The following is a 25,579-nucleotide window of genomic DNA, read 5'->3' on the forward strand; positions in this document are numbered from 1 at the left end:
GTGCTGCGTTTTCTCAACAGCCCGAAGGGCTACTCAACGAGCGAAGCTCTACTCAACCAGCGGCGTAAGCTGCCTCAACTGTCAGGTATTTATTCCAACTTAATAATCGCACCCCTACAGAATTACTTCTAAAGTATCAGGTACATCCCTTCGATTAATGATCGTGGTCGTGATCATGATCGTGCTCTCCTTCTAATGAGAACCCGTTCTTCATGATTTTTTCGATCGGGTGATCCAATGTGATTGTGTGTACGTGCTCCAGCTCATGGATTTCCAATACCTTGATCTGTGTACGGTTTGGAGCCAAAATGTACAAGAACTCATCTGAAGCCACTAGAATTGGATCCTCTTCCTCAGATAAACGTAATTGTGCGATCTCTGAATTTGCTGATCTTTCGTTAGATGCTGCAGGGATATTCGCCATCTCTACTTTTCTGGAAGCAACCTCTTCTCCATCATGTGCATCGAATACTCTTAGCATATTATCTGACGTATGTACGATGTAGTACTCCCCATTGAAGCTAAACATATCTCCTACGACATCAGCACCTTCGTAAATAGGCGTCAATGTTTTAGCAATAGGGTCAATCATAAATACACCCTGGTTTCTTGCTCTACCAAAGAATACATCAGCATTATCGTGACCTTTCAATGTACCGATCCAGTTCCCTGACTCGCTATTCAACTGCTCTGTGTTAGGGATAAGGCTAATGTTATTTTGGTTATCCACCAGGATTACTCCATCCGTTGAACCAAACACACCAAACTCTCCATTCACGGCATCTCCGTGGATTCTACCTACTTCCACTTCACTACCGTCTTTAAGTACCGTTCCGTCTGCATTCAGGAAGTGTACCACTTGTGGCAATACATCTTCGCTATTGGTCTTATAAGTGATCGCAAAAACACCATTATTCAATCGGAAGCCAGCTCCGTGGTGTGCTTCTGTACCTTCCGGCATCACTACTGCAGGAGAATAAGAAGGGATTTCCAATTGCATTTCATTGATATGAGTAAAGCTACCATCACCATCATTAAAAACTACACTATGGCTTCCATATCCAGCATAGTGTGTTGGCAAAGGAGCTTCTACATTTACATCCAGCAAACGAGGGGCATACTCATGTCCGTGGTCATCATGCTTTTCTACCCCTGAATCAAAAAACTTCAAACTATTTCCTGCACGATCAAGGATAGAAATATATCTTCCCGAACCACTTGTGTACAGATATGCTCCTTCAGGAAGTTCTTGCTCCAGGCTATATGTGATTGCTCCAGTATTGGCTTGCATCAACTCAATCTCTCCGTGGTGAATCAACGTCAAGCGCACCCAATCACTTTCCATCTCTGCAAAGTTTTCCTCTGCATCTACATGGTCATGATCACAAGAAGCTAATAGTCCAATTAGCATAAAGAATGGTAAGTAGAATAACTTTTTCATTTTAGTATTTGATGTTTGATTTTTGTTAGATGATTCAATGATTAAAATTCAATTCGTTTCAGACTGATATTTCCTGCCGTATCCTCAGCCCATACCACTAAGACCTCTTGGTCTTTGATTTGAATATTCTCGCTCAATAGTTCCTGTAAGCTTAGTTCTTGTGTACTTGGTAAAGGAGCTCCTGAAGTCGGTCTAAACTGATGTGGCCAGTTGGACTCTCCAAATACCCACTCTTGTGTTACTTCTCCTTCTTGCCAAGGGTTAACCCCTGCCCTGTTCTCGATGTATATCCAAACAAAACGCAGGTCGGTTGCCAAAGCATTCGCCTCATTTTTACGGATACTCAACTCCATCTGACTTAGATTTCTATTGGTCGTCGTATACTCAATTTGAGGCGCATAAGGACGCTGAATCAGCAAAGTCGTATGATAGGTGCTATTATCAGCGTAGCGGCTTTCATTTCCATTAAGGTCTGTTGCTTGTATAGAGAAGTGGTAAGGCCCTGCCAGAATATTCCCTGTTCCTATCTCTGGATTTCGGTCATCCAGGTAAATCATTAATTCCTCTCCATCAGCTGTAAATGTATTCGCACCCGCCAGGTTCTCCTCTGTCAATAGCTGATAATGTCTGAAGAGTATAAAGCTGAAATCGTTCGCAAATCTTCCATGAGAGTGCCCATCAAACCCACTATGGGACTGTAATTTGATTTGGCTTATGCCAGAAGGATCTGTCACCTTAAAGTGAATCGGAATGGCATTATCTTCAGCTCCCACCTCCTGAAAATACCCAGGAGCAATAGGGATATCCTCCGCAATGCTACTGATCTCAGGAGGCAACAGATCAATATCATCCTCTGATGTACCGCTCAGGCACCCACTAAAAGTCATCAATCCCAGTAGGCTTAGGATATGTACAAGTCTTATCATCTTTTGTCTGTTCATCTTTAAAGTACTACACAATTGCATTTACGACATTGTCGCAATAATAAATTACACAAAAGCCTTATCGGAAGAGGTTTCTTCCCACTTCATACACTATTTTGAAATTATCGTGATGAAAGAAGAGGCATTTGTAGTTTGACCATAAAATTCCTGCCTTGTTCAGGAAGATTAATCAATCGGTATCTACTGATATGGTTAAAATATGGTGTATTAAATAAATTCTCTACAATGAACTGAAACTTGAGCGTTCGATCAAAAAGCTCCCATTCGTGATTGGAAGACACATTAAATAGAAGTGCCGAAGGTGTTGTTTGCTCGTTTCTTGCCACTCGATTTTGCGCAAAGTAATAACGTACTCCAAAGGATAGCTCCGTCTTCAGCTTCTCACTGCTCTTAGAGAGTCCTTGATAATGGTACACATTCAAAATAGAGGCTGCTGGTGTTAGCGGAAGTGGCAACCCTTCATCCAGGTTCAAGTTTTGAACCATCTCGGCAACCAAATCAATCTTTAATGGCACCTTAAACTGATAAGACCCCGTAAACTCATAACCGTTATAGACGGCCTTATTCTGTTTATATTGCCACATGGTTCCTCCGGAAGGAAGAAAAGAATACTTTCCTGAAGGAGACAGGTAAATATAATTTTCATAATAGGCAAAGAAAGCAGAAGCATCCAACGACCATCCTCCTCGTTGATGAAGGATATTCAAATCTGCTTGATAGCCATTCTCCGGAACAAGCGTATTATCCCCAATCTCATGCCTGAAGTTTCCATGGTGCACCCCATTAGAGGCCAACTCTATGACCGTAGGGAACCTAAAGCTATTGCCCAGGTTCAACTTGATATGCGTATCCTTTGAAAGTAAGTAATTGACCCCTATCGCAGCACTGACATTACTGAAATTGCGATCAAAATCGGGAGTTCTTTCCATAAATTCCCCCGTAGGCAATAGTGTATTACCATCATACAACGGTTGTAAATGTTGAGAAACAGCATGAGAAGCTACATCATAACGCACCCCAAAATTAGCTACCCAATGTTCATTGAAGGTATACAAATGATGCTGAAATACTCCAATACTATTACTTGTATAAGCTGGAATCAAAAACTCAAATCCATCTTTACTATTCTCATTATACTGCCACTGCAGACCATTAATGACTTGATAATGGTCTCCTTTCGCAAAAGTATGTCGGAAGTTTGCGGTATAGGTATTAAGGTATAACCCCAAAGCTAAATTAGATATCAACTGATCCTGGGCAATCCCATGAGCCGCAGGAAAAGATAGCTCACGACGCTGATTACGTTGAAAACCAAGATCCAACTCCAACTTATGCTGCTTAGTCAAGGCATAAGAAGTATTGGAAGTTACCATTAAATGACTATTCTCCTGACGGGGGTATTCAATATTCCTATAATCCCCGGCATGTTGTAAGTTATATGATCGAGGAAGCCCAATCGCACCTGTGAAAATCCCTACTACCTGATTGAAACTGGCCACTTTCCAACTACTTTTCAAGCGAGGGCCATCATATCCAAAGCGAAGGGAGGCATGCAATTCTTTCCCAGCTGTATTTTTTAGTCTATGCTCATAAATAGGCAATATGTACCCCGCATATGTAAACTCTTCTGAAGGCACCCTATAATCTCCAAACGATTGATGAGTCAACCGTACATCATAATACAATCTATCCTGACGCCAACGGTATTGTAAAGAGTTGGAAAATGCGTGATTATTGGCTTGATACATGGACTGCCAGTTCAACTGACGACTCTCCGAAAGCTGAATAGGCTTATCTTCAATTCTGATAACTCCCCCCATTCCATCTGAGCCATATAGTAAGCTTACCGGACCTTTGATCAACTGCACTTGCTCTGCATCAAAAGGATCTATTTCTAATCCATGATCTGCTCCCCATTGCTGGCTTTCTTGCTTGATTCCATTCTGAGCAACCATCACCCGATTACCACTCATTCCTCTGATCACTGGCTTGGAAATTCCCACTCCTACATTCATGTTATTCACTCCTGCCAACGTAGAGAGACTCTCTGCAAAAGTTCCTTTAGTACTTTGCTGTAAAAAGTTTTGATCGATATTTTGGACAGAAAGCGTATGATCTACCTTAGCCTCAAGTATTCCTTGCTCTTGTACCTGTACTTCTTCTAAGGTTACAGAAGCCATACGAAGAGAAATCTCCAAGAACGTATCCGCACTCTGATTATTGACTTGTAGTGCCTTTGCCTGAAAACCTGCATGCGTCACCCATAAGCGATCTGGTTGCTCCGCACAATCTATTAGAAAATTACCTTCCTCATCAGTGAAAACCTGCTTTCCTTCTGGAATAACGCGTATAAGGGCAGCTGCTATGGCATGGTTCTGGTCATCCGTGACCTTACCTTGCAACCTAATCTGAGCACATACCATAGTATATGACACCATCAAAAAGATCGTAATTAGAAAAGCTCTGCCGTTAGTTCTCATTCTTATCATTCATCAAATTCCCCACCCTGTAGAAAGGAGGGATAAACATGCATACTTGCTACATATAAAATGCAACAGTGTCGCAAATATAGAAGAGGAAATAATTTTATGCAATGAAATGGCAAGTATTATTAAAGAAGGGAAAAGGTAAAAAGTAAAAGGTAGAAGGTAGAAGGTAGAAGGTAGAAGGTAGAAGGTAGAAGGTAGAAGGTAGAAGGTAGAAGGTAGAAGGTAGAAGGTAGAAGGTAGAAGGTAGAAGGTAAGTTACTTTTCATCCTTGTAAGTGAAGCACTCACAAGGATGAAAAACATTCATTAAAATGAAAAATTTATTAGCGAGCTTCAATCAGCTCCCGAGCACTATTGAGGGCCATCTCACTTGGGTTTTGCCCTCCAATCATTTGTGCAATTTCTTGTAAACGCTCCTGATCATCCAGCGTACGCATACGGCTAATGGTTTTTTCAGAAGAGTTGTCTTTATACACATAGTAGTGTTGATCTCCCAAAGCTGCTATCTGTGGCAAATGGCTAATGGTTATCAACTGATGCTTCTGACTCATTTCACGCATAATCTGCCCCATCTTGATAGCAATCTCCCCGGAAATACCCGTATCAATCTCATCGAAGATAATGGTTGGCAATGCCGTTTTGGTCGCCAGGATATATTTAACGGAAAGCATCAAACGAGAAAACTCACCACCAGAAGCTACTTCTTTTAGGGGTTGTGGTGCGCGTCCTTTATTGGCTGTAAACAGGATACTCACTTCATCGATTCCGTTAGTGGCTGGCTCCATATGGTGATGTTGCATCACGACTTTTCCTTCTGGCATCCCCAAGCTGGCCAGTAAACCATTTAGGGCTTCTGACATGGTTGGGATTACTTCCTGTCGCTTGGCTGAAAGTTGTTCGGCCTCATCCATATAGGCTTCCAATGCCACTTTTTTCTCTTGCTCGGCTTCCAATAAAGCATCATCAAATCCGACCACCTTATCAACCTTATCCTGAAGGTCATTTCGTACCGCCAATAATTCCTCTAGGCTTTGTACCCTATGTTTTTGCTGCAAGCTATAGATGGCATCCAGGCGATCTTTTAAGGTCGCTATCTGCTCTTCATCAAAGAATAAATCTCCTTCTTCTTTCTCTAGTTCAAAGACCAGGTCATTCAGTTCAATCAAGCAACTATCCAAACGTTCACTCAAGCCACCCAACACACTAGAATAAGACGCTAACGTTCTCAAAGAACTCAAGGCCGTTTTCATACCACTCTCTGCAGAGTATTCAGAACGCGTCAACAATTCCAGTGCCTCATTTAGGCTGGCCTTAATCTGCTCAGCATTCTCCAGCTTCTCCAGTTCCTGCTCCAATGCCTCCTGATCCAAGCCATCCAAATCGGCATCGATCAACTCCTGTAATAAGTGCTGGTGATACTCAAAATCACTTTTAACCTGCTCATGTTCTTCCAATAGCGTGCGATAGGCTGTCTCTGCCTTTCGGTAAGCCCTATAACGCTCTTCTACCCTTTTGAGCTCCTCTTGATGCTGCCCATACGTATCCAACAATCCCAATTGATAGACATTGGACCCTAATTGTAAGGTATCATGCTGAGAGTGGATATCCATCAAGCGTTCACTCACTTTTCTCATCACCTCCAAACGTACGGGAGTATCATTGATAAATGCTCTAGACTTTCCTGATGGGGTAATTTCTCGGCGAAGAATAGTGATTTCTTCATAGTCCAACTCCATTTCCTCAAAAAACTCCTGCATCTGGTATTCCTTCACCAAAAAGGAGCCTTCAATCACACACTTCGTGCTTTCGTCGAAAAGTACTTTGCTATCCGCACGGCCTCCCTTAAGCAGACCCAATGCCCCTAGCATGATGGATTTACCTGCACCAGTCTCACCGGTCACCATGTTTAGTCCTTTGGATGGCGACAGTTCTGTTTGTTCTATTAGTGCATAGTTCTTGATCAGCAGATGTTTCAGCATAATCTATGAATGTTGACGGGGTTTACTCAAAAAATTGAATATTAGCTTATAGAGCTTGTTGGGACGAAGACCTCTTTCGCCTCAGTCCGTTGGGCTCAAATTTATAATTATTTAGCTTATTTTATTAACAATGGTGGATTATTTTTTAATCTCCGTTCATTTTTTTAACACTACTGTAGATCCTTGGACAACCTTTTGTATATTATAAAGTTAACTCAATAGTGGTTGAGGTTGATACTGATACATGTTTATCGCTTATCGGTTATCGGTTATCGGTTATCGATTATAAACAATAAGCGATAACCGATAAGCCGTTACATAATGATTATTCCATAGACAGTAGTATAGGATTAACCTTAAACACTATAGAAACAGTAGATCCGCTTGAACCGTTGAATGTCATGAAAGAGATTTATCAATATATAGAAAACCTGCAACATTACTTAACCCATAGCCATTTACCCGGGATAGAAGCCCAACAGCAAATGGCCTCTACTCATCACAGTAGAAAATACCAACCTGCAGTACCCGAGGATGCCCGAGAGGCTGCTGTACTTATCTTATTACACCCTACAGAAGGTCAGTCACTCAAATTCCCTTTAATACAACGTCCGGTTTACAATGGGGTACATAGTGGGCAAATGGCCTTGCCAGGAGGGAAAAAAGATGAGGAAGATGTATCATTAATTCACACCGCCCTCAGGGAATGCCAGGAAGAAATTGGTATTACCATGACGGAGAATAATGTATTGGGAACGCTCAGCGAATTGTATATCCCCCCTAGCAATATGCTGGTTACTCCTGTCATTGCCTTTACGGATACTTCCAGGCTTTCTTATGATACAGACCAACGAGAAGTGGCCGAGGTCGTAGAAAGTAAAGTAGACACCTTGCTTCAGGAAGAGAATCAAAAAGTCGTGGATATACAGATTAGCGGCAATATATCTTTTGCGGCTCCTGCCTACCATATTAAGGGAAAAACCGTATGGGGAGCAACGGCGATGATCCTGAGTGAGTTTGTGCATATCCATCAGGAAATAAAATAACCGTTGAGGTCATTACATAACGTCAGTTATACTGCTTGTTGAATCGTTGAATTTCACCTTTGGTGAGTTGAATTGAGCTTCGCTCGTTGATTCGAGTTGAACTGTTGATTGATAATAAATATATGTACTCATACAACTTATCAACTCGAATCAACGAGCGAAGCTTAATTCAACGATTCAACAAATCAACAGTTATTTCTGCATGAAGAGACTTAGCTTTATCTCTGTCAACTTCTGCTTGGTATTCAATGGGAAGTCATTATTCTGAATCCAATCATAGTAGGCTGGATCTCTTTTCAACACCTCCAATACAGGCTGGTTTCTATATTTCCCGAAGTTAAATACAGCGACTCCTTCTTTATTATAAACCATTCTTCCGGCAAAGTCGACCAGGTTATTCATGGATAGTTTATGCAAAGCGGCAATATCATTTTTGACTGGCTCTACTTCCTTACCATCTTTATCCTTAATTGTCGCTCCTTCATAATGCTTCACCTGCGCATCCAATACCTCAAAGGTAGCCAGGGTATCCGCTTCTGCTGAGTGGGCATTGATCAACTCCTTATTACAATAAAACTTGTAAGCAGCCCCCAAGGTACGAGGCTCCATCATATGGAATATCTTCTGTGCATCTACAATCTTACGATTGCTTACATCAAAGCTTACACCAGCTCTTAAAAACTCCTCCACCAAGACTGGAATATCAAAACGCAATAAATTATACCCTGCCAAGTCTGCTCCTTTCAAAAAGTCTGCAATTTCTTTAGCCACTTGTTTAAAGGTAGGAGCGTCTTTAATATCCTCATCGTAGATTCCATGAATCAAACTTGTTTCCAATGGAATTGGAATAGTAGGATTAATTCTCAGCGTTTTAATTTTCTTCTCTCCATCAACCATTACCTTGACGATGGATATTTCTACAATTCTATCTTTAGCCGTATTGATTCCTGTGGTTTCCAGGTCAAATACTGCCAGTGGATTCCGAAGTTTTAAGTTCATATAACAACTGACCTATAGGTCTCTCTGATTAGTTTTAAATTTTCACGAAATTACTATTATTCCTTTAAAGTGAAAGTACCCGACAAGCTCTATTCTAGATCTCCTGCTCCCAACCATCGCTGTCTCATTCGTTTTTGTTCATCAGAAACTTCCTCCATTCCCTCCACTACATGCACTCTATGGCGATAAATAGGGCACACCTCTGCCTTTAATTGCTTTTTTTCTCCACCCCTTAAAACCAATACTGATAGCTGATCTCCTTCTTTTAATCGGCTAACTTCCTCATCCAATACCTGCAGAAAATCCTCTCCCTCTAAAGAACGCCCCTGCAACTCCAGTAATATATCTCCCTTCTGGTATCCCATACGTATTCCAGTGCTATCCATCTGCTCTATATCTGTCACGTATAACTGTCGTTTCTCATTAAGGTCGACTTCTACATTTCCCAAGGTATAATCCGCTTCTTTAAGCTCCAAAGCAAAACGAACCCCCACTTCTTCCAATAGTGCTGTCAAGGGTAAAGGCTCCCCACCTTCCAGGTAACGCTCATAAAACTCCTGAAAATAAGTGACACCACTCTCTTCGATCATCGCGGATATTAACTCCTCATCAGTAAACGGGTGATGCTCTCCATAACGATTAATCAGTGCAAAAAGTAGTTCTCTCAGCCCCATCTCACCTTGCGTATATTTTAATAGGGTTAGATCAATCGCCATACCGATCAAAGCTCCTTTTTCATATACATTGGGATACTGATCTTTATAGGTCGTGAGACATTCCTTGCTCAATACCGTAAAAGGTAAGCTGTCGTTATAGGTATTATGAGCGGCAATCGCCTTTCGCATCATTCGTTGCAAAAAATCCTCTCCCTCTATCAGTCCCTGATGTACTTGCATATGATGTGCCAGGTACTCCGTCACTCCCTCATACAGCCATAAGTGACGAGACATTTCAGGCTGATGAAAATTGAAGTAACGGATTTCTTTTGCATGTAGCTTTAAAGGGGTTAATATATGAAAGAACTCATGAGCGGCAATATCCGTGAGCACCTCTTCCATCAACAACCCTTTATATTCTGGCAAGAAGTAAAAGGAAGAATAATTATGTTCCAAGGCTCCACTTAGACCTCCCATAGTAAAATCGCCATTGAAGTAAAAAAGAAAAGCATAACGCTCTACTGGTAATTGCCCTCCTAAATAATCTTGCTGGGCACGTAACACCTTCTCCAAAATAGGTTGTAGCATCGTAGCTTTTAGCTCCCCATTCGTACTATATACCGCAATCTCTATCTCTGTTCCTTCCCCCAACATCAATTGCACCGTATCCGCCTTGGCATACAGTATAGGGCTATCGGCCAATTGCCCATAATTTTCGGTTTGAAATAAGTCCCATTCGTCTCGCTCATCCTGGTCTTTTAGGGCAGAAGCACCATAGAGTTCCGAGTCATGCCTTACGCTCAACTGATAAGGATACTCCTCATACCCTTCAAAATAACCAAAGAAAGCAAAAGGGTTGATCACATAGTTCTCCCCTTGGGTGATATTACTGCCAGCCGGTGGGAAAATACCTCCTCCATCCTTGAAGTCCCAGGTATCATTCACCTGATAGACCACTTCCCGAAGACGACTAGGTTGGGTACATTTCCAGCTATTCTCCCCTACTTTATGCCCTTTTAGGCTTTTTCCTTTCTCATCCAAAAAGCGTAATCCAACCACAAAACGACCATAATTACCATAAGCATAAGTTCCTGGAACCACTGCAGGTAAGTGAAAAGTTACTTCTTCTTTTTCTTTTAGAGAAGGCACCTTTAATCTCACCGTCAAACGATCATTTTTGACCTTATTCAAATCCAGTTCATAGTGATATGAAAACGTTTCTTGCCCCCTTACCTGTACCGACAAAAACAACAACATCAACCATAACCCTACCCTATTCATAATTCAAACACCCTATTTTAAAACCCTTTATTCTTTTAAATAACATTTTTCTATTTTCCTACTCTAAGCACTCCTTACGTAGGAAAATTTGTTATTGATCACATTAAATTATATTTTCAAACCCGAGAAGGAATCCCAAAAAGCCAACAGCTAAAATCAATGATCTTTATGTTAAAAAAGATACACATATTCAAAGCCATTACCGCTGCTATTTTATTGACCAGCACCCCCATTCTTGCGCAAGAACCCATGGAAGGCCCTGTAACAGGCGTAGCCATTCCAAGTGGAACTGCTGACACTTACGAGGATGTGGGAAAGATAACCGCTTTCAATTTAAAGAAAAAAGTTCCTATTCTTAGGGAGCAAAAGCAAAGACTTTTACAGGAAAGAGAGTCACTAATGAATCAGAACAAGCAATTGTCTTCTGAAAACCAATCGCTAATGGAGCGTGTCGTAGAGCTTGAACAAAATATTGCTCACTTGGATGCACAACTGACCCAGATGCAACCTAAAGTACAAGCCTATGAGGAAATGCAGGTAGAATTGGCTCGACAAGACTCTCTCAAAAAGGCGGGTGTACCTGCTCCAGATGATAATAGGTTTTGCGCTAAAAAGCATGGGAAGCTACAGGTTGACCGTTCTTACTTTACAGATCTAAAAAGTCAGGTAATCTCCAATGGATGGGGACTACAGATTTATTCTTCTCCTAGCTTATGCGATGCTCAAGAAGTTGCACTTCAGTTTGAGGCATCCCACAACTACTGGAAGACCTATGTCAAGGTAAAAGAAATCGATGGGCAAACCATGTATGCCGTAATTTATGGTTCTCTGAAATACAAAGAACAAGCCCAGTATTACTGTAATCAATTTATTAAGAAGGTAGCCAAGACAGAGGGCGAGCTTAATGCATTTTTGGTGCAACACTAAAAAAGATTCCCGCATTCTACTTTTTAGAAAGATTACTTATGACAATACAAGGTATATGGCTCTCCATATGCCTTTTTCTATGAAAAGTTCAAAAAAAGAGGAGTTAACTACAATGAGTAATAGGTATTACTCGTTACAATTAATGCAACAACCAGCTTACAAATGGGCAGCTTATGGTAATTAAAAAAATACTGGCTCCAAAGTCTCTAAAAGATAAACTATTTGCAGGGTTCTATTTTTATTCGGCCCTCTCCTTTCTCGTCACATTTCTTATTTTCAATACTTTTCGAGAAATGGAGGATACCGACCGTGCTGCATCTACGATTAATCAACTCTACGCCTATACGCTTAATATGGCTCATTATGGGGAGCAGTTTCTAGCATACGAAACGACCAATGAGCACTTTTTTAAGACAGGAAGTAGTGATATTCTCAATCAGCAATTTTCCTATCTCAAAAAGGTAAAGAAGCTCTCTACGGATATTCAATCCTCTAAGGGAAAATGGAAACACTCCTATCAAACAGAATTGGTACAGTTTGACCAGCTTATCGCTACCTATGAACGAACCTATACCGAAATTATTAAATCCATCAAGTACAAAGGCTTTATGGATTACGGGTTACTCGGTCATATGAAAGAGCAAATCAATTACTTGGAAGAGTCTTCCTACATCAATAAGGAGTATTTGCTGCTAATGCAGCATCAAGAAAAAGAATACTTGATTCGTGGGAATAAAGAGCACTTGTACAACACTCGAAGCTATGCCGCTCGTATCAAACGAGAATTGAACCAAAATCCCAATATCTCCATGGGAGAAAAGATTCGACTGACGGAACATCTCCGACGCTATAACTCTGCCTTTTTACAAGTTGTAGAAGAAGACTTGAAGGTGGGGTATAAAATGAACAAAGGACTAGTTCCGAGAATACAACAACTTACGAAAGATATCGGACACCTCGTAACCGCTATCAACGAGCAAGCCAAGAGTAAGAAGAACGATCTTTATGACAAAGCTCGAGTAGGGGTCGTTACTGCGACAACAATCTCTGTCATTTTACTACTGATTCTCAGCGTATCCTTCAATATTATCTTAAAGAGGTAAGAGGTAAGAGGTAAGAGGTAAGAGGTAAGAGGTAAGAGGTAAGAGGTAAGAGGTAAGAGGTAAGAGGTAAGAGGTAAATTACTTTATATCTTTTACTTTTTACCTTTTACCTCTTACTTTATACCTTTTACCCCCTTTTATTTCCAAAAATCTTTTTTGCTAGTGGAGGTGCAGTCAAGGAAGCAATGATGATTAAGGCTCCTGCATAAAAGTATACATCCATTACTTCTTGTTCTCCAAACAATAGTAAAGCGGCTACTCCTCCATATATGGGTGATAAATTGTGAGCGATAGACACCTGAAAAGGTGTTAAGCTACTCATCACTTTAATAATCGACGAAAATGCAATAATGGAGAATATAATGGCCAATACAACGACCAAAATACAATCTGTCAATGTAGGCACACTCCACAGCTCCTCTCCCGTGTTCAGGTAATTTTGGAATAAGGGTATCACCAAGATGGTTCCTATCCAAGCCCCTAGCATCTGATAGAAAGTAATTACTCGATGATGATATTCCTTGGAATACTTACTGCTCACTACGGTCACCAAAGCCGCAAAAAAGGCTGCTAATATCGCCATGACCATTCCCTCACTATAAGCAAAGCTGGAACTGAAAATCATATACACACCAAAGATCGCATTGAGTCCCATCATGATTTCATTGAAACGCAAATGGCGTAATCCCAAAAAGGGTGCGATCAAACTCACCCATAGCGGAGTAGTTGCTACTCCAACCAAGGCTACCGATGCATTACCAATCTTAGCGGCAATCACAAAGAAGATCCAATAAAAGGAGGTCATAACTCCTGTAAACAGCAACTCTAGTATACTAGACCACGGCAATCGAAAATGCAGCCGCTGTCGATAGATCAATATACCAAGTGTGGTAAAAGCGATAAACGTACGAATAAATACGATCTGTACAGAAGATAGTGAAATAAAGATATTGATACTGGGAATAAAACTATTCAGAAAGATCCAGAAGTGTAACTCCACCAGATGTCTATACTCTTCCTTGATCCCTTGTTTGTGTATTAGTTGTAAAAAGCGCACCGATTCTCCGTTGATTAATATGGTTTAGTAATTTTAATCTTAGAAAGACGTCCTATATAAAAAATAAATCCCATTCCTTTTCTAATTTTGAGACTCATTATGATTATCCAAAATCTCACAAGATAACACTTGATTGGTATGGGTATTGACATACCTATACTCCATTTTGTCTTTATTACAAAAACGGATAAGCACAAAAATAGGTATTTTAATTCAGGTATTTTTACCAAAAATTATTCCAGTAATTTATGAAAAAAAACATTACTTCAGCGATTGTAGCACTTTTTGCTATCTTATTTATGACAGGTTGTGGTATCGACCTTGATGTTGTACGAGGAGACCTTACCTTCTTTGCCAATGACTCTGCCGGAAATAGTGGAGGGATTATTTCTATCATTATTGAAGATATAGACACTCAAGATACGGTAGAGGAAGGAGAGCTTACGCAAAGCTCAACAGGACAAGGTATTGATTGCGACACCCCTTCTTCAGAAAGTGTGTTCAGTACTTCCCTTCCAGAAGGACAGTATATTATCAGAGCATTTGAAAGAGATTTTGATGGTGTAGACGGAGGAGTATTTACTCCACTAGATGGGCAAACCTTTGAGGTAAGAGGAGAAACTTGTTATCGTATCGAACTTGGTGTAGATGAGGGCTTTGACAATGCTCGCCTTGCTGGAGGCGTACGTCCAATGATGATCAAGAATGTGACGATTATGAGCACTTCTAAATAGTGATGTTGAATCGTTGAATCGTTGAATTTCACCTTCGGTGCGTTGATTCGAGTTGAATCGTTGTCTGACTTTCATTTTAAGCTCAATCAACCGTTCAACTCGAATCAACGATTCAACTCACCGAAGGTGAAATTCAACGATTCAACATCATTTAAGAGGCAAATTCATCCGTATCAATCGCCTCCAAAACATCTGCCAAGGCATCAAAATCATTCAAGCCAGTTTTGATTTCTACCCCTCCTTGCAATCCAATACCTTCCGGATGAACGGCATCCAATACCTCATTGACATTATCTGCATTCAGACCAAAACCAATAAAGACTTTATAGTCCTTTGCCAAGTCTGCAAGCTGTTGTTTTTGCTCAGCAGTGATTTCCTCACTTTCTGCAGTCAACAAGAAAAACGCCACTGTTGCACTATGCTCGGCCAAAAGTGTCTTTACTTCCTCTACCGATAAGGTGGCTACATCCACAGAAAGAATCAATGGTTTTTCATATTTCTTTAATGCTGGCAGCAGGGTCACATTATTGGTCTGTAGATAATCAATGGCTTCATACGCTGCAAGATCAATAATCGAACTTTCATTTAACTGCCCTACAAACTGGACTCCTGCAAGCCAACCTGCAATCTCTTTAAATACCTCCGCACTGATATGGTGAGGGTGCCCTGCGTCCAAAGGGAAACCAATCATGTCTACCCCCATACCGGCACAGTATCTACCGTCATGCAAATTATTTACCTCACTAACAATTACTCTGGTTTTTAAGGCCATAACTCCTGCTTATTATATTGAATCTTTAAATTTCGTTTTCTATTCTTTTTGGAGAATGAATACAAGTACCCCTTGCTCAAACTCTATCTGGAACCTTACAAAACTGATAATAAATCTTACAATTGTCAATATAAGTAAGTACTCTGAAACCTTTTGCTCCCTAACATCCGTTAATTACATCGTTTAGATTTATCTATAACGATATAAATAATAAGCATAGCGGGATATACTCCGAGATGCTACCTTTGTAAGGTCATCAAAGTAAAAGCCCGTACGGCTAGTGACATCGCAATAGATCATATATTCAAATACTTTATAAATATTATAGATATGGCTTACGTAGAAACAAACGATCAAGGGTTCAAAAATGAAGTTGAAAGCAACGAAAAAGTAATGGTGAAATTCTATGCAGGTTGGTGCGGGAGCTGTAAGCTTTTTAAAGGAAAATACCGCAGAATCTCTGAAGACGAGCAATACAATGGTGTAAAGTTTTTGTATATCAACGCAGAGGAGAACCCTGAAGCACGTAAAGCTGCAGGTGTGACCAACTTACCATTCTTTGCAACCTTCAAAAATGGCTCATTGGTAGCTGCCAATGCAACCAATAAAGAAGATGTTGTACGTGATATGATTACTGCCCTTTAATGGTATTAAATTACCTGAAACATACTATTTATCCCTATATTAAGGGGGTATAAATACCAAATTAAGTGTATTGAAATAGTGATATTTCAAATTAACCGAAGGTTCATCCGTAACCTTCGGTTTTTTTTTATATTTTCACGTCTTTGTTACATACGTATTACCTCTGAGAGGCATGAGAACACCTCGTCCTCCTATAAAAGAACTAATATTTTACATAAAATAATGGTTTAAACATTAAGCTTTCTGATAGAAACAAAGACACTACTTCCAAATGCATAAAGGCACAGAAGCTTATGGGTAATGGTTATTAATCATTTATCCTTCTTCCTTAGACCATTTGAACATAACACTTAACTATAGCAATCAATCCATTAGATTCAAGACACTATCCGAGACACCGTTTAATACCTTTAAGATTATTTTACGAACAAAATCAACACCTGTGAGTTAGTTCAATCTATATTAATTTTACGAGAAGTAGTATTAATACGACAAGCAACTCATTAGTTATTAGAAATAAAATATCATGAAAAACGAGCAAACACTACTATTTTTAAGTCAACTAGAAGAAATTATTAAGGATCGTCACGATAACCCTTCAGAAAAATCTTATACCAGTAGTCTTTTTGAAAAAGGAATTAATAAGGTAGCACAAAAGGTAGGAGAAGAAGCTGTGGAAGTAGTGATTGAAGCAATGGACGATAACATGGATTTGTTCCTTAATGAGTCTGCAGATTTGCTATATCATTACCTTATCTTACTTAGAGCAAAAGGGGTGGAACTTGCTGATGTTGTTGAAGTTCTAGCTGAGCGACATAAGAAATAAACTATTATGTTTTTTTCTTTTAAATCATTATTATTAATACTATAATACTACATAGTACAAACATAATCCAATATTCGATAACCTATGGTCTCTTCTGTTTTACTTATCGATGATAATAAAACTGACAACTTTATCAATAAGCGTATTATTGAGCTTGCCGGTTTTGCCCAAAATATATTCGTGAAGCAATCAGCGCAGGAGGCTCTTACTTTTCTGAAAGAAAATGCCGAAGACCATTCTGATTTACCAAAAATCATTTTTTTAGACATCAACATGCCTGTCATGAATGGCTTTGAGTTTATTCAGGCATTTGAAAACTGTCCTGCTGAGGTAAAGAACCATTGTAAAATTGTAGTACTCTCCAGTTCTAATAGCAAAATGGATGTCGATCAAATGAGTAATAGTCCTTATGTCATTAAGTATCTAATAAAACCGTTATCCAAGGACTCTTTGGCCTCCTTAGAGGAAAGCATACAATAATCTTTCCTATTCTAACAGAGCTATTTATACTTTTTTATTAAGAAGTTTCGTTATAACAACTAAATATAATTTTGTGAATTCCCTGAATAAGTCAACACTTATTCTATCTCAACGTATTCACTAAATGAACGGATTGGTGCTACATACCTTCATGATAATATACCTATGGTTGCTTTGCTAAAAAAAACATCAGAAATGAGTAACCCAATAAACATTCATTTTTCCAGAGCATTTTTTCAAATGCTGCTATTTATATGCTTACTTTTTTTCTTTAAGAATGGGGTAGCCCAAATGAGTGGTGAAGAAATTAAAGTGCTAAAACAGCAAGCCAATAAAGATAATGCCCCTAACTATACTTTATACCAAGCAGGCTTGGCTTATAAACAAGAAGGGAAAATCAAAAAAAGCTTAGATATATTAGAAAAAGCTCAACGTCATCTACCATCTTTTGTACTTCTCGGCGACATTTACCAAGAGGAACGTAAATTGCCTGACTCTATAGGCTTCTCTTACTATGTTAAAGCCACAGAAGCTATTTACCCTTTGCGTACAAAAGAAGACTCCGCTGCAAAAATTGCAGCCAACCTAAAAGCGGGTCATGCTTACTATCAGGGAAAAGGAATACAAGCAGATACCACCCTTGCCATCAAACACTATTTTGTAGCTTACGATATGGCCTCGGAAGAAAGTAAGCCTTTCCTGGATACCATTAAAAATATTATACAGTATATTCCAGAACTCTCCCTGCTCCCTTCTTCTGAAGAATACTTAGCCAATAGAGGATATGTAGAATACCTGGAAATCTCGGGCAATCGAATGATTACCCCTTCCAACAGCAAGAAAGAAATACAACAAGGAATCTCTTACCTGGAGCAACTTTCAGAAAAGGGGAATACTAAGGCCATGTTACGCCTGGGGCTACTTTATAAAAAAGGAATTGACGGTAAGTTATTAGCAGACCAACGAAAAGCCATATTATACCTTCTGAAAGCTTATAACCATGGAGACGAAGTAGCGACAATGACGCTGGATAACCTTGATATACGAACATTTATTGACCAAGACCATATTGATTACCTAAGATATATGGCTGACCGTTATCAAGACCCTAAAAGTTTCTTCCGTCTTTACGAGAAATATAAAGAAGGAAAGGATGTCACTCAGGATTACAAAAAAGCGCTAAACTACTGTAAAGATGCTGCCTATTTTGAGTATGTCCCTGCGATTATTGCCTTAGCTACAATCTATGAAGAGGGTTATCCAGCATTACCCAAAAAGTTAACGCTGGATGAACGCTATCAAAGAGCCTTGGAGTTATACACCAAAGCTGCTCACCTGAACGACCATTATGCCAAGTTCAAAGTAGGTTATTTCTATGAAAATGGACTCTCCGTTCCTACTAACCTTGGAGAAGCTATTAAATGGTACCTGGTAGCAGCCACGGAAGGAGTGGATCCTGCAAAAGTAAGACTATATGCGTTACAAGATAAGATTCCTCAATTTATTGATAAAGGAGACTTTACCTATGTACAGTTCTTGGCAAGTCAACCCAATGTAGACTCGGATGTATACCTTACATTGGGCAAGTATTATATGAATAAGAAAAGTGCTGTCTGCGAAGAATGGCTCTTGAAAGCTGCCAATAAAGAAAATGAGGAAGCTGTGATGATTTTGGCTGACCTCTATACGACCAATACCATTGGCATACCACAAGATCCCTTGAGAGCCAAAACCTTTTACCATAGGGCACTCAACCTAAATGTACATCAAGCTGACTTAGAACTGGCCGCCTTATATTGCTATTTTAGTCCAGCATTTACAGATGGGCCAAACCCTTATATGATGGCATTAGAACATTTAAACCGTTACAAAAACAAGAATCTCCAAAACCACGAGAACAACTTGCGTTTGTTAATGCTATCTGGTGATATTTATTTAAAGCTCAACGATCCTATTCCAGCAATACAAGCTTTTTCTGATTACATCAAATTATTCAGTATCGACCAAGACGACGAACCATTTAAGTTATTTGAAGCGCTTTATAAACGAGGAGAAGCCTTATTCTTAGCTCAAAAATATGATGCCATTCATTATGAAGCCGATATTGCTTTATCCCGTTTAGAAGAATTTAAGGGAACTTCCATTTTTAAACCAACGGAATACAATTATATCAAAGGACAATGGTTCTATCTACAAGCCAAAGTTGACTTTGCTCAGAATAAAAATGGATGTACTAAAATTATTCAAGCCAAAACGATGGGGGTAGATGTAGATTCCCGTTATCTGAATGTCTGTGAATAGTCTTTGCACAAGTACTTCATAAAAAAAGTAAAAAGTTTAACGATCTATTCCTATTGCCAAGGATAAAGCGTAATTTTGTCACTGTCAAAAAGTCAGCAACAAAATATTACGCAGATGGACACCCACGAAATTCAATCAGCAAAACAAAGATTTGGTATTATAGGCAACTCGCCTAAACTCAATTACGCCATACAAGTGGCCTTGCAGGTAGCCCCAACAGATCTTTCGGTTTTGATTACCGGAGAGAGCGGTAGTGGTAAAGAATCTTTTTCCAAAATCATTCATCACCTCAGTCATCGTAAACATGGTAATTTTATAGCGATCAACTGTGGTGCGATTCCAGAAGGAACCATTGACTCAGAGCTTTTTGGCCATGAGAAAGGTGCTTTTACGGGTGCTGCCGATAGTCGAAAAGGATATTTTGAGGTCACCGATGGAGGGACTATTTTCTTGGATGAAATAGGAGAAATGCCCGTAGGAACTCAAGCTCGTTTACTTAGAGTACTCGAAAACCAAGAATTTATTCGGGTAGGGTCATCCAAGGTACTTAAAACCAATGTTCGTGTTATTGCCGCTACCAATGTCAACCTGTTGGAAGCAGTACAAAAAGGAAAGTTTCGAGAAGATTTATATTATCGATTGAATACAGTGCCTATCGAAGTTCCTCCTCTGAGAGAGAGAGGCAACGATATTCTATTGCTATTCAGAAAGTTTGCCAGTGACTTTTCCGAGACCTATAAGGTAAAGCCCGTACAACTCACTCCTGATGCACAAGAGAGTCTATTACGCTATCGTTTCCCTGGTAACATCCGTCAATTAAAAAACATTGTTGAGCAAATTTCTGTACTTGAAATTGATCGACAAATTGATGGCTCTACCCTTAGCAAGTACCTTCCCAACCAAGGATCGACAGTTCCTGCTTTATGGAAAGAAGAGAAAAAAGAAGAAAGCTTCAGCGAGCGGGACTTATTGTACAAAGTGTTGTTTGACATGAGGAAAGACATGAATGAGCTCAAGAAACTCATTCTAAAAATGGCTCAGGAAGGACAATCTTCTCAGCTTATCGCCGAGCATCAACATCTGTTTCAGAATATGTCCAACTATGAACGAGGTACTGACACTTCTTCTCTTACACCAAGTAGCAGTAATCTCCCTGCCCCAAGTTCTTTAAGTAACCTATCTCCTTCTGCTCCTATCATCTATCATCCTGATGAAGAAGAGGAAGAGGACCATACCATTGAGTTTGACAAGGCTGAGATTTTACAGGAGAACGAGTCTCTTTCCTTACAGGATGTTGAGAAAGAAATGATTATAAAAGCCTTAAAAAAGCATAGCAATAAACGAAAATATGCAGCCAAAGAGCTTGGCATTTCTGAGCGTACACTGTACCGAAAAATCAAGCAATACGAAATTGAATAGTTTTCTATACTTCTTTTATCTATGAAGAGCAATAAATTTTTTAGCTGCCTCTCTTGCCTATGGCTTGTATTCAGTCTTAGTGGCTGCGCAGGGGTAAACTTTACTTTTACCGGAGTCAACCTTGATCCAAAGATCAAGACCTTTTCTGTGACTACCTTCTACAATGAAGCGCCTAATGGTCCCTCCAATATGGGGATTGACTTTTCTGAACGACTCAAAGAATACTTCCAAAGAAATACCTCTCTCAAACTCGTTGACAGAGGAGGAGACCTGGAGTTTGAAGGAACGGTAAATGGCTTTCGTGTAAGCCCGTTAGCTCCAGGAGCCAACGATCGAGAACAAGCGGAGCAACAGCGATTGACCGTGAACGTCAAAGTCAACTTTATCAACAACTATGATGATACCCAAAGCTTCAATCAAGCCTTTTCATTTTATGAAGATTTCCCTGCAGAGCAAAATGTACAGGATGTAGAGGCCGATTTATTGGATGTTATCTTCGAAGCGATTATTCTGGACATCTTCAATAAGTCTGTTGCTAACTGGTAGTAAGTCAGTAACTATGAGGGTGTAGGGGTGTAGAGGTTTTTAACTCATTATAAACTCCTACACTTTACACTACCCTTTGGATTATTATATAAAGTAACTCAGGTTCCTCTTTTAATCCTATTGAGTATAACCGTGGTCTCCTTGACTTCATGAGATATCTAAAGATATGACTCGGATACTTTTCAGATTCCTTATAAATAATATAATGAATCTACCATTTGTTAGCACTTTCTTTTGTAAATTACTTTTTATAAAAAATACAGTGGAAATAGCCACCTCTGTACTTTTAAAGGGCAATCTGCAATGTTAAATGGAGCCTTTTACTCTTAGAGTGCATCATATACAAACAAGAGGAGGGTCTTGTAGCCATAAAAACATTCTACTGCGACAACATCATTAGTAAACTTTTGCCCATTTGCCCTATATGCGAGAAATAGAATCATCACCGTGGACAAACAACGACTCATACACCTGGTAAATCACCCTAATCAGGCTGATGCACTAGACATCATGAACCTGAAATCGATTTGTGAGGAGTATCCTTACTTTCAAGCAGCTCGTTTATTACTAGCCAAAGCTGCGAATACCCCTGAACTGGTAAAAACAGCAGCAGCATTTACACAGGACAGAAGCATTCTCATGCAAATTATGAATAGTGAGTTTGATGCAAACATTAATCTCCCTAAGACTGATGCTATTCATATTTCTTCCGATGACATCAATGCTTTTGAGAAACTGTCAATGGAAGAGGATCAAGATCTGGAAACAACCGGGCAAGATGATGCTACGATCTCTTCTTCTATAGCCACAGAAGAAAGTATCTCCCCTGAAGAGGAGATTATTGAACCGACTCCTTCCTCTACTCCTGAAGAAATATCTTTTGATAGTATCTCTCAAGAGTTGCTTCCTAATGAAGAAGAAGCTACCACAGAAGAAGACAGTTCTACCATACAAGAAGCTGAAGTACCTTCCTCAGAGGAAGACGATATTTCTGACTATACGATCTCCAAAAACAAAGAAGGTATTCCTTCCGAAGATGAGATGCTAGCGCGTTTACAAAGCTTCGTTCGTACCCGTGAGCACCTTAGACAAGATAGTATTCCTGAAGAAGAAGAAGAGGATGAGGCGATCAACTTCTTGATGAAAAAAGAAGACATTAATACTTCCAAAGAGCTATCGCCTTCCCAAGAAGAAGAAGAGGTTCCTTCTCAAAAGCCTGTAAGGAAAAAACTTCCTAAACCGATAAGTAATAAACCTTCTGCATTGAAGAATGCATTCTTTGATGCTACTCCTAGCCGCATTCTTCCAGATAAAAGCTTACCAAAGCCTAAAGGAAATGCCTTGCTTCCCCCGGCTTCTATGTTCAACCTTCACCAATTCATTAGTGGATTTGAAAGCAAAAAGGATAGTCAAACTTATCAGAAAAAAATTATAGAACGCTTCCTACAAAAAAGCCCTGCATCACATAAAATGCAAGAAGAGGCCCTTACGGAGGCTCCACAGGAAGACCTTTCACAAAATGCAGCAGAGCTCAGTGGCCCTTTGGCGGAAAACTATGCCAAGTATTTGGAAAAAAAAGGTAAATATTTGGAAGCGATTGAGATTTATGAGTCTTTAATATTGAAAAATCCAATTAAAAAGGTTTATTTTGCCAAACGCATTGATTACTTGCGAAGTATTATTTAGAAATCATAAATAACTGCAATAATGACAAACTTTTTAATCATTTTTATTCTGGTAGTAGCAGTTCTACTTATACTACTGATTTTAGCGCAAGACTCTAAAGGTGGTGGTTTGACGGGTGCAGCTAGCAGCGCAAATCAGGTAATGGGTGCCAGAAGATCAACTGACTGGATCGAAAAAGCCACTTGGTGGTTGGCAGTTATTATGCTGGGATTAAGTATCGGCGTTAACTCTTTTTCAGTAGATAGCGACGTTGTCCCTGCTCAAAGAATCATCGGAGCTGGTGAGCAAACGGAAACGCTTTCTATCGAGCCTGAAGCTACCCCAGTAGAAACAGAAACTGAAACGCCAGCAGATGCTGAATAATGTTTATTTATAAGCATTAATATAAACGATCTTCTTTACTATAAGGAGATCGTTTTTTATTTTTAAGGCATTTAGAATCTTTGTCCCTCTCAATAGACATCATCTATCCTTATCTATAACTTAACTTTTACTATGAAAATCAAAACACTACTACTAGCTGCTTTGGCCTTACTTATAGGTACGTTTGCCACAGCTCAAGACACGGCTTACTACGGAGAAAAAATCAATAAAAAGCGTATTCTCTCCACCAAAAAGTTTTCATCTAAAATTGCTGATCAAGATTCCCTTACTGACATTAAACTAAAAGGAGAGATTTTGGATACTTGTCCTATGAAAGGCTGCTGGATGAAAGTACGTCTGGATGACAACTCTGAAATGATGGTCAAGTTTAAAGATTATGGCTTCTTTGTACCCAAAGGACTTAAGGAGGGTAATACTATCGTAAGAGGAAAAGCTATTCGAGAGGTGACCTCTGTAGCAGAGCTAAAACACCTGGCAGAAGATGCCGGAAAAAGCAAAGAAGAAATTGATGCTATTACAGCACCGAAAGAACGTGTGGTATTTTATGCCGATGGCGTAATCATTGAATAAATTTTCAATGATCAATTATTAATTTTCAATTTTCAATGATTGGTTATTGAAAATTGAAAATTAATAATTGAAAATTGATCATTATAAAGTTTCTAGTACGTCTGCTAACTGGTAGAAGATTTCCTTAGAATGTGTAGGGAAGTTCGCAATTCGAATTTGCTTATCTTTAAACTCTCCGTATCCTTTTCCTACAACAATACCGTGTGCTTCCAATTTCTCTATAACTGTTGCAGCGGTATAGTCCTCATCTATAATATCAGCGACAATCACTGTTTGAGAACGATGTTTTTCCTCCCTTACGAATGGCTTAAACTTCGTATGTCTCTCCAGCAATCCATAAATTGTAGCTGCCTTGAACACCGTTTCTTGTCGGATTACCTCGACTGTACGGCGGTTCATGTCTTCCGCTACCTTACCAAGCGTATAAATACCAATTACATTAGGAGTCGCCTGTGTCATATGCTTCTCTGCATTCTTCAGCATGGTGTCCATTGCATGATAAGGAGGCACAACCTGTCCCTTTTCTTTTAACGCCTTAAAGCGAGCTACACAGCGATCATTAAAGATCCACACTCCTAAGCCTGCAGGCAACCCCATTCCTTTCTGCACAGAGAAGAATAAACTATCAATCTGCTCAAAGTCAATAGGTGCATAAGGCACTGCCGATACCGCATCCACAACCAATAGTGCTTCTGGATGTTCCTTTCTTAAGGTATTGATATCCTCCACTGGCATGCAGGTTCCAGCACTTGTCTCATTCTGTGTCACACAGATCATCTCTGTTTCGGCAGGAATATTCGCCTCTGAAATATCAAAGCCTTCTCCAAAAGGCACCTCCAGTTTCTGGGCATTTCGGTTGAGCTCTTTAGCAAATTCATAGAAACGGCTAGAGAATGACCCATTGACAAAATGGTAGGTAGACTGCTCCGTGCAATTCGCTAGCAACAGTTGCCATACCTCAGTGGCAGAGCCTGTAAATACGATGTGATAAGAAGAAGGTATATTCAGTAATTGGCGTAATTGCGCAGTTGTAAATTGAAAAATCTCCTGAAACTGCTTACTACGGTGAGAAATAGATCCCAAGTCATTTCGTAAAGCATATTGCATATGCTCTGCGGCAGTGAAGTACAATTCACTAGGTCCTGGCGTAAGGTAATAGCGCTTGTTTTTCATGTAAAAAAAACTCTCAAAATGTTACAAATGAATTGCCCTAAAACTACAAAAAAGCCTTGTGTAAATTATACTTCCACTCTTACAAAAAAAGAATATCCCTATAAATAGGGAAAAGTCGTTTG

General features: G+C 39.6%; 22 protein-coding genes and 1 pseudogene. 13 read left to right on the forward strand and 10 right to left on the reverse strand.

The features are described 5' to 3' along the window. Positions 1–154: 154 nt before the first annotated feature. The 5 genes from ABD985_RS00005 to recN all read right to left on the reverse strand — a co-directional run bounded on the left by ABD985_RS00005 (position 155) and on the right by recN (position 6,852). Positions 155–1,441 carry a WD40 repeat domain-containing protein gene (locus ABD985_RS00005; RefSeq protein ID WP_345368349.1) on the reverse strand — a complete coding sequence of 429 codons (1,287 nt, stop codon included), beginning with the start codon at positions 1,439–1,441 and terminating at the stop codon, positions 155–157. Between the two features lie 41 nt (positions 1,442–1,482). After that, positions 1,483–2,367 carry a DUF4625 domain-containing protein gene (locus ABD985_RS00010; RefSeq protein WP_345368350.1) on the reverse strand — a complete coding sequence of 295 codons (885 nt, stop codon included), beginning with the start codon at positions 2,365–2,367 and terminating at the stop codon, positions 1,483–1,485. Positions 2,368–2,486: 119 nt separating this feature from the next. Then, complete coding sequence (locus ABD985_RS00015) at positions 2,487–4,865, reverse strand: TonB-dependent receptor (protein ID WP_345368351.1); 2,379 nt, start codon at positions 4,863–4,865, stop codon at positions 2,487–2,489. A gap of 131 nt (positions 4,866–4,996) precedes the next feature. Then, the gene (locus ABD985_RS00020; protein ID WP_345368352.1) at positions 4,997–5,140 is read right to left on the reverse strand and encodes a hypothetical protein; all 144 of its coding nucleotides are present in this window, start codon (positions 5,138–5,140) and stop codon (positions 4,997–4,999) included. A 56-nt stretch (positions 5,141–5,196) separates the two neighbouring features. Continuing rightward, the gene (gene recN, locus ABD985_RS00025) at positions 5,197–6,852 is read right to left on the reverse strand and encodes a DNA repair protein RecN (RefSeq protein WP_345368353.1); all 1,656 of its coding nucleotides are present in this window, start codon (positions 6,850–6,852) and stop codon (positions 5,197–5,199) included. A gap of 401 nt (positions 6,853–7,253) precedes the next feature. Here recN and ABD985_RS00030 point away from each other — a divergent pair, with 401 nt between their 5' ends. Further along, positions 7,254–7,898 carry an NUDIX hydrolase gene (locus ABD985_RS00030; protein ID WP_345368354.1) on the forward strand — a complete coding sequence of 215 codons (645 nt, stop codon included), beginning with the start codon at positions 7,254–7,256 and terminating at the stop codon, positions 7,896–7,898. A gap of 192 nt (positions 7,899–8,090) precedes the next feature. Here ABD985_RS00030 and ABD985_RS00035 read toward each other — a convergent pair whose 3' ends face one another. After that, positions 8,091–8,897, reverse strand: a complete 807-nt coding sequence (locus ABD985_RS00035; protein ID WP_345368355.1) for an exonuclease domain-containing protein — start codon at positions 8,895–8,897, stop codon at positions 8,091–8,093. An 89-nt stretch (positions 8,898–8,986) separates the two neighbouring features. Next, positions 8,987–10,834 carry a M61 family metallopeptidase gene (locus ABD985_RS00040; RefSeq protein WP_345368356.1) on the reverse strand — a complete coding sequence of 616 codons (1,848 nt, stop codon included), beginning with the start codon at positions 10,832–10,834 and terminating at the stop codon, positions 8,987–8,989. A 168-nt stretch (positions 10,835–11,002) separates the two neighbouring features. Here ABD985_RS00040 and ABD985_RS00045 point away from each other — a divergent pair, with 168 nt between their 5' ends. Further along, the gene (locus tag ABD985_RS00045; RefSeq protein WP_345368357.1) at positions 11,003–11,761 is read left to right on the forward strand and encodes an SPOR domain-containing protein; all 759 of its coding nucleotides are present in this window, start codon (positions 11,003–11,005) and stop codon (positions 11,759–11,761) included. Between the two features lie 173 nt (positions 11,762–11,934). Continuing rightward, a complete protein-coding gene (locus ABD985_RS00050) occupies positions 11,935–12,864 on the forward strand; it encodes a hypothetical protein (protein ID WP_345368358.1) in 930 nt (309 codons plus the stop codon). Positions 12,865–12,991: 127 nt separating this feature from the next. On the opposite strand, the gene ABD985_RS00055 is transcribed toward ABD985_RS00050, so the two are convergent. After that, complete coding sequence (locus tag ABD985_RS00055) at positions 12,992–13,921, reverse strand: DMT family transporter (RefSeq protein ID WP_345368359.1); 930 nt, start codon at positions 13,919–13,921, stop codon at positions 12,992–12,994. 248 nt (positions 13,922–14,169) lie between these two features. Between ABD985_RS00055 and ABD985_RS00060 the strand changes: the two genes are divergently transcribed. Further along, positions 14,170–14,655 (forward strand): hypothetical protein, encoded by a 486-nt coding sequence (locus tag ABD985_RS00060; protein ID WP_345368360.1) that lies wholly within the window; start codon positions 14,170–14,172, stop codon positions 14,653–14,655. A 151-nt stretch (positions 14,656–14,806) separates the two neighbouring features. On the opposite strand, the gene trpF is transcribed toward ABD985_RS00060, so the two are convergent. Beyond that, positions 14,807–15,427, reverse strand: a complete 621-nt coding sequence (trpF, locus tag ABD985_RS00065) for a phosphoribosylanthranilate isomerase (protein ID WP_345368361.1) — start codon at positions 15,425–15,427, stop codon at positions 14,807–14,809. A 330-nt stretch (positions 15,428–15,757) separates the two neighbouring features. On the opposite strand from trpF, the gene ABD985_RS00070 reads away from it, so the two are divergent. The 9 genes and pseudogenes from ABD985_RS00070 (at position 15,758) to ABD985_RS00110 (ending at position 24,284) form a co-directional block, all read left to right on the forward strand. Beyond that, positions 15,758–16,072: a thioredoxin family protein gene (locus ABD985_RS00070; RefSeq protein WP_345368362.1), complete on the forward strand. Its 315-nt coding sequence runs from the start codon at positions 15,758–15,760 to the stop codon at positions 16,070–16,072. Positions 16,073–16,622: 550 nt separating this feature from the next. Continuing rightward, positions 16,623–16,898: pseudogene (hisE, locus tag ABD985_RS00075) on the forward strand (phosphoribosyl-ATP diphosphatase); the annotation flags it as partial. An 84-nt stretch (positions 16,899–16,982) separates the two neighbouring features. Further along, a complete protein-coding gene (locus ABD985_RS00080) occupies positions 16,983–17,378 on the forward strand; it encodes a response regulator (RefSeq protein WP_345368364.1) in 396 nt (131 codons plus the stop codon). A gap of 195 nt (positions 17,379–17,573) precedes the next feature. Further along, entirely contained in the window at positions 17,574–19,679 is a 2,106-nt protein-coding gene (locus ABD985_RS00085; RefSeq protein WP_345368365.1) for a tetratricopeptide repeat protein, read from the forward strand. Positions 19,680–19,793: 114 nt separating this feature from the next. Further along, entirely contained in the window at positions 19,794–21,098 is a 1,305-nt protein-coding gene (locus ABD985_RS00090) for a sigma-54 interaction domain-containing protein (protein WP_345368366.1), read from the forward strand. A 21-nt stretch (positions 21,099–21,119) separates the two neighbouring features. After that, on the forward strand, positions 21,120–21,644 hold the full coding sequence (gene lptE / locus ABD985_RS00095) for an LPS assembly lipoprotein LptE (protein ID WP_345368367.1): 525 nt from the start codon (positions 21,120–21,122) through the stop codon (positions 21,642–21,644). A 447-nt stretch (positions 21,645–22,091) separates the two neighbouring features. After that, on the forward strand, positions 22,092–23,330 hold the full coding sequence (locus ABD985_RS00100; RefSeq protein WP_345368368.1) for a hypothetical protein: 1,239 nt from the start codon (positions 22,092–22,094) through the stop codon (positions 23,328–23,330). A gap of 21 nt (positions 23,331–23,351) precedes the next feature. After that, positions 23,352–23,693, forward strand: coding sequence for a preprotein translocase subunit SecG (gene secG, locus ABD985_RS00105; protein WP_345368369.1), 342 nt, complete (start codon positions 23,352–23,354; stop codon positions 23,691–23,693). A 132-nt stretch (positions 23,694–23,825) separates the two neighbouring features. Continuing rightward, positions 23,826–24,284, forward strand: a complete 459-nt coding sequence (locus ABD985_RS00110) for a DUF4920 domain-containing protein (protein ID WP_345368370.1) — start codon at positions 23,826–23,828, stop codon at positions 24,282–24,284. Between the two features lie 81 nt (positions 24,285–24,365). On the opposite strand, the gene ABD985_RS00115 is transcribed toward ABD985_RS00110, so the two are convergent. Continuing rightward, positions 24,366–25,457: an aminotransferase class V-fold PLP-dependent enzyme gene (locus ABD985_RS00115; protein ID WP_345368371.1), complete on the reverse strand. Its 1,092-nt coding sequence runs from the start codon at positions 25,455–25,457 to the stop codon at positions 24,366–24,368. Positions 25,458–25,579: the final 122 nt, after the last annotated feature.

Source organism: Algivirga pacifica, from assembly GCF_039543525.1.
Taxonomy (GTDB): domain Bacteria; phylum Bacteroidota; class Bacteroidia; order Cytophagales; family Flammeovirgaceae; genus Algivirga; species Algivirga pacifica.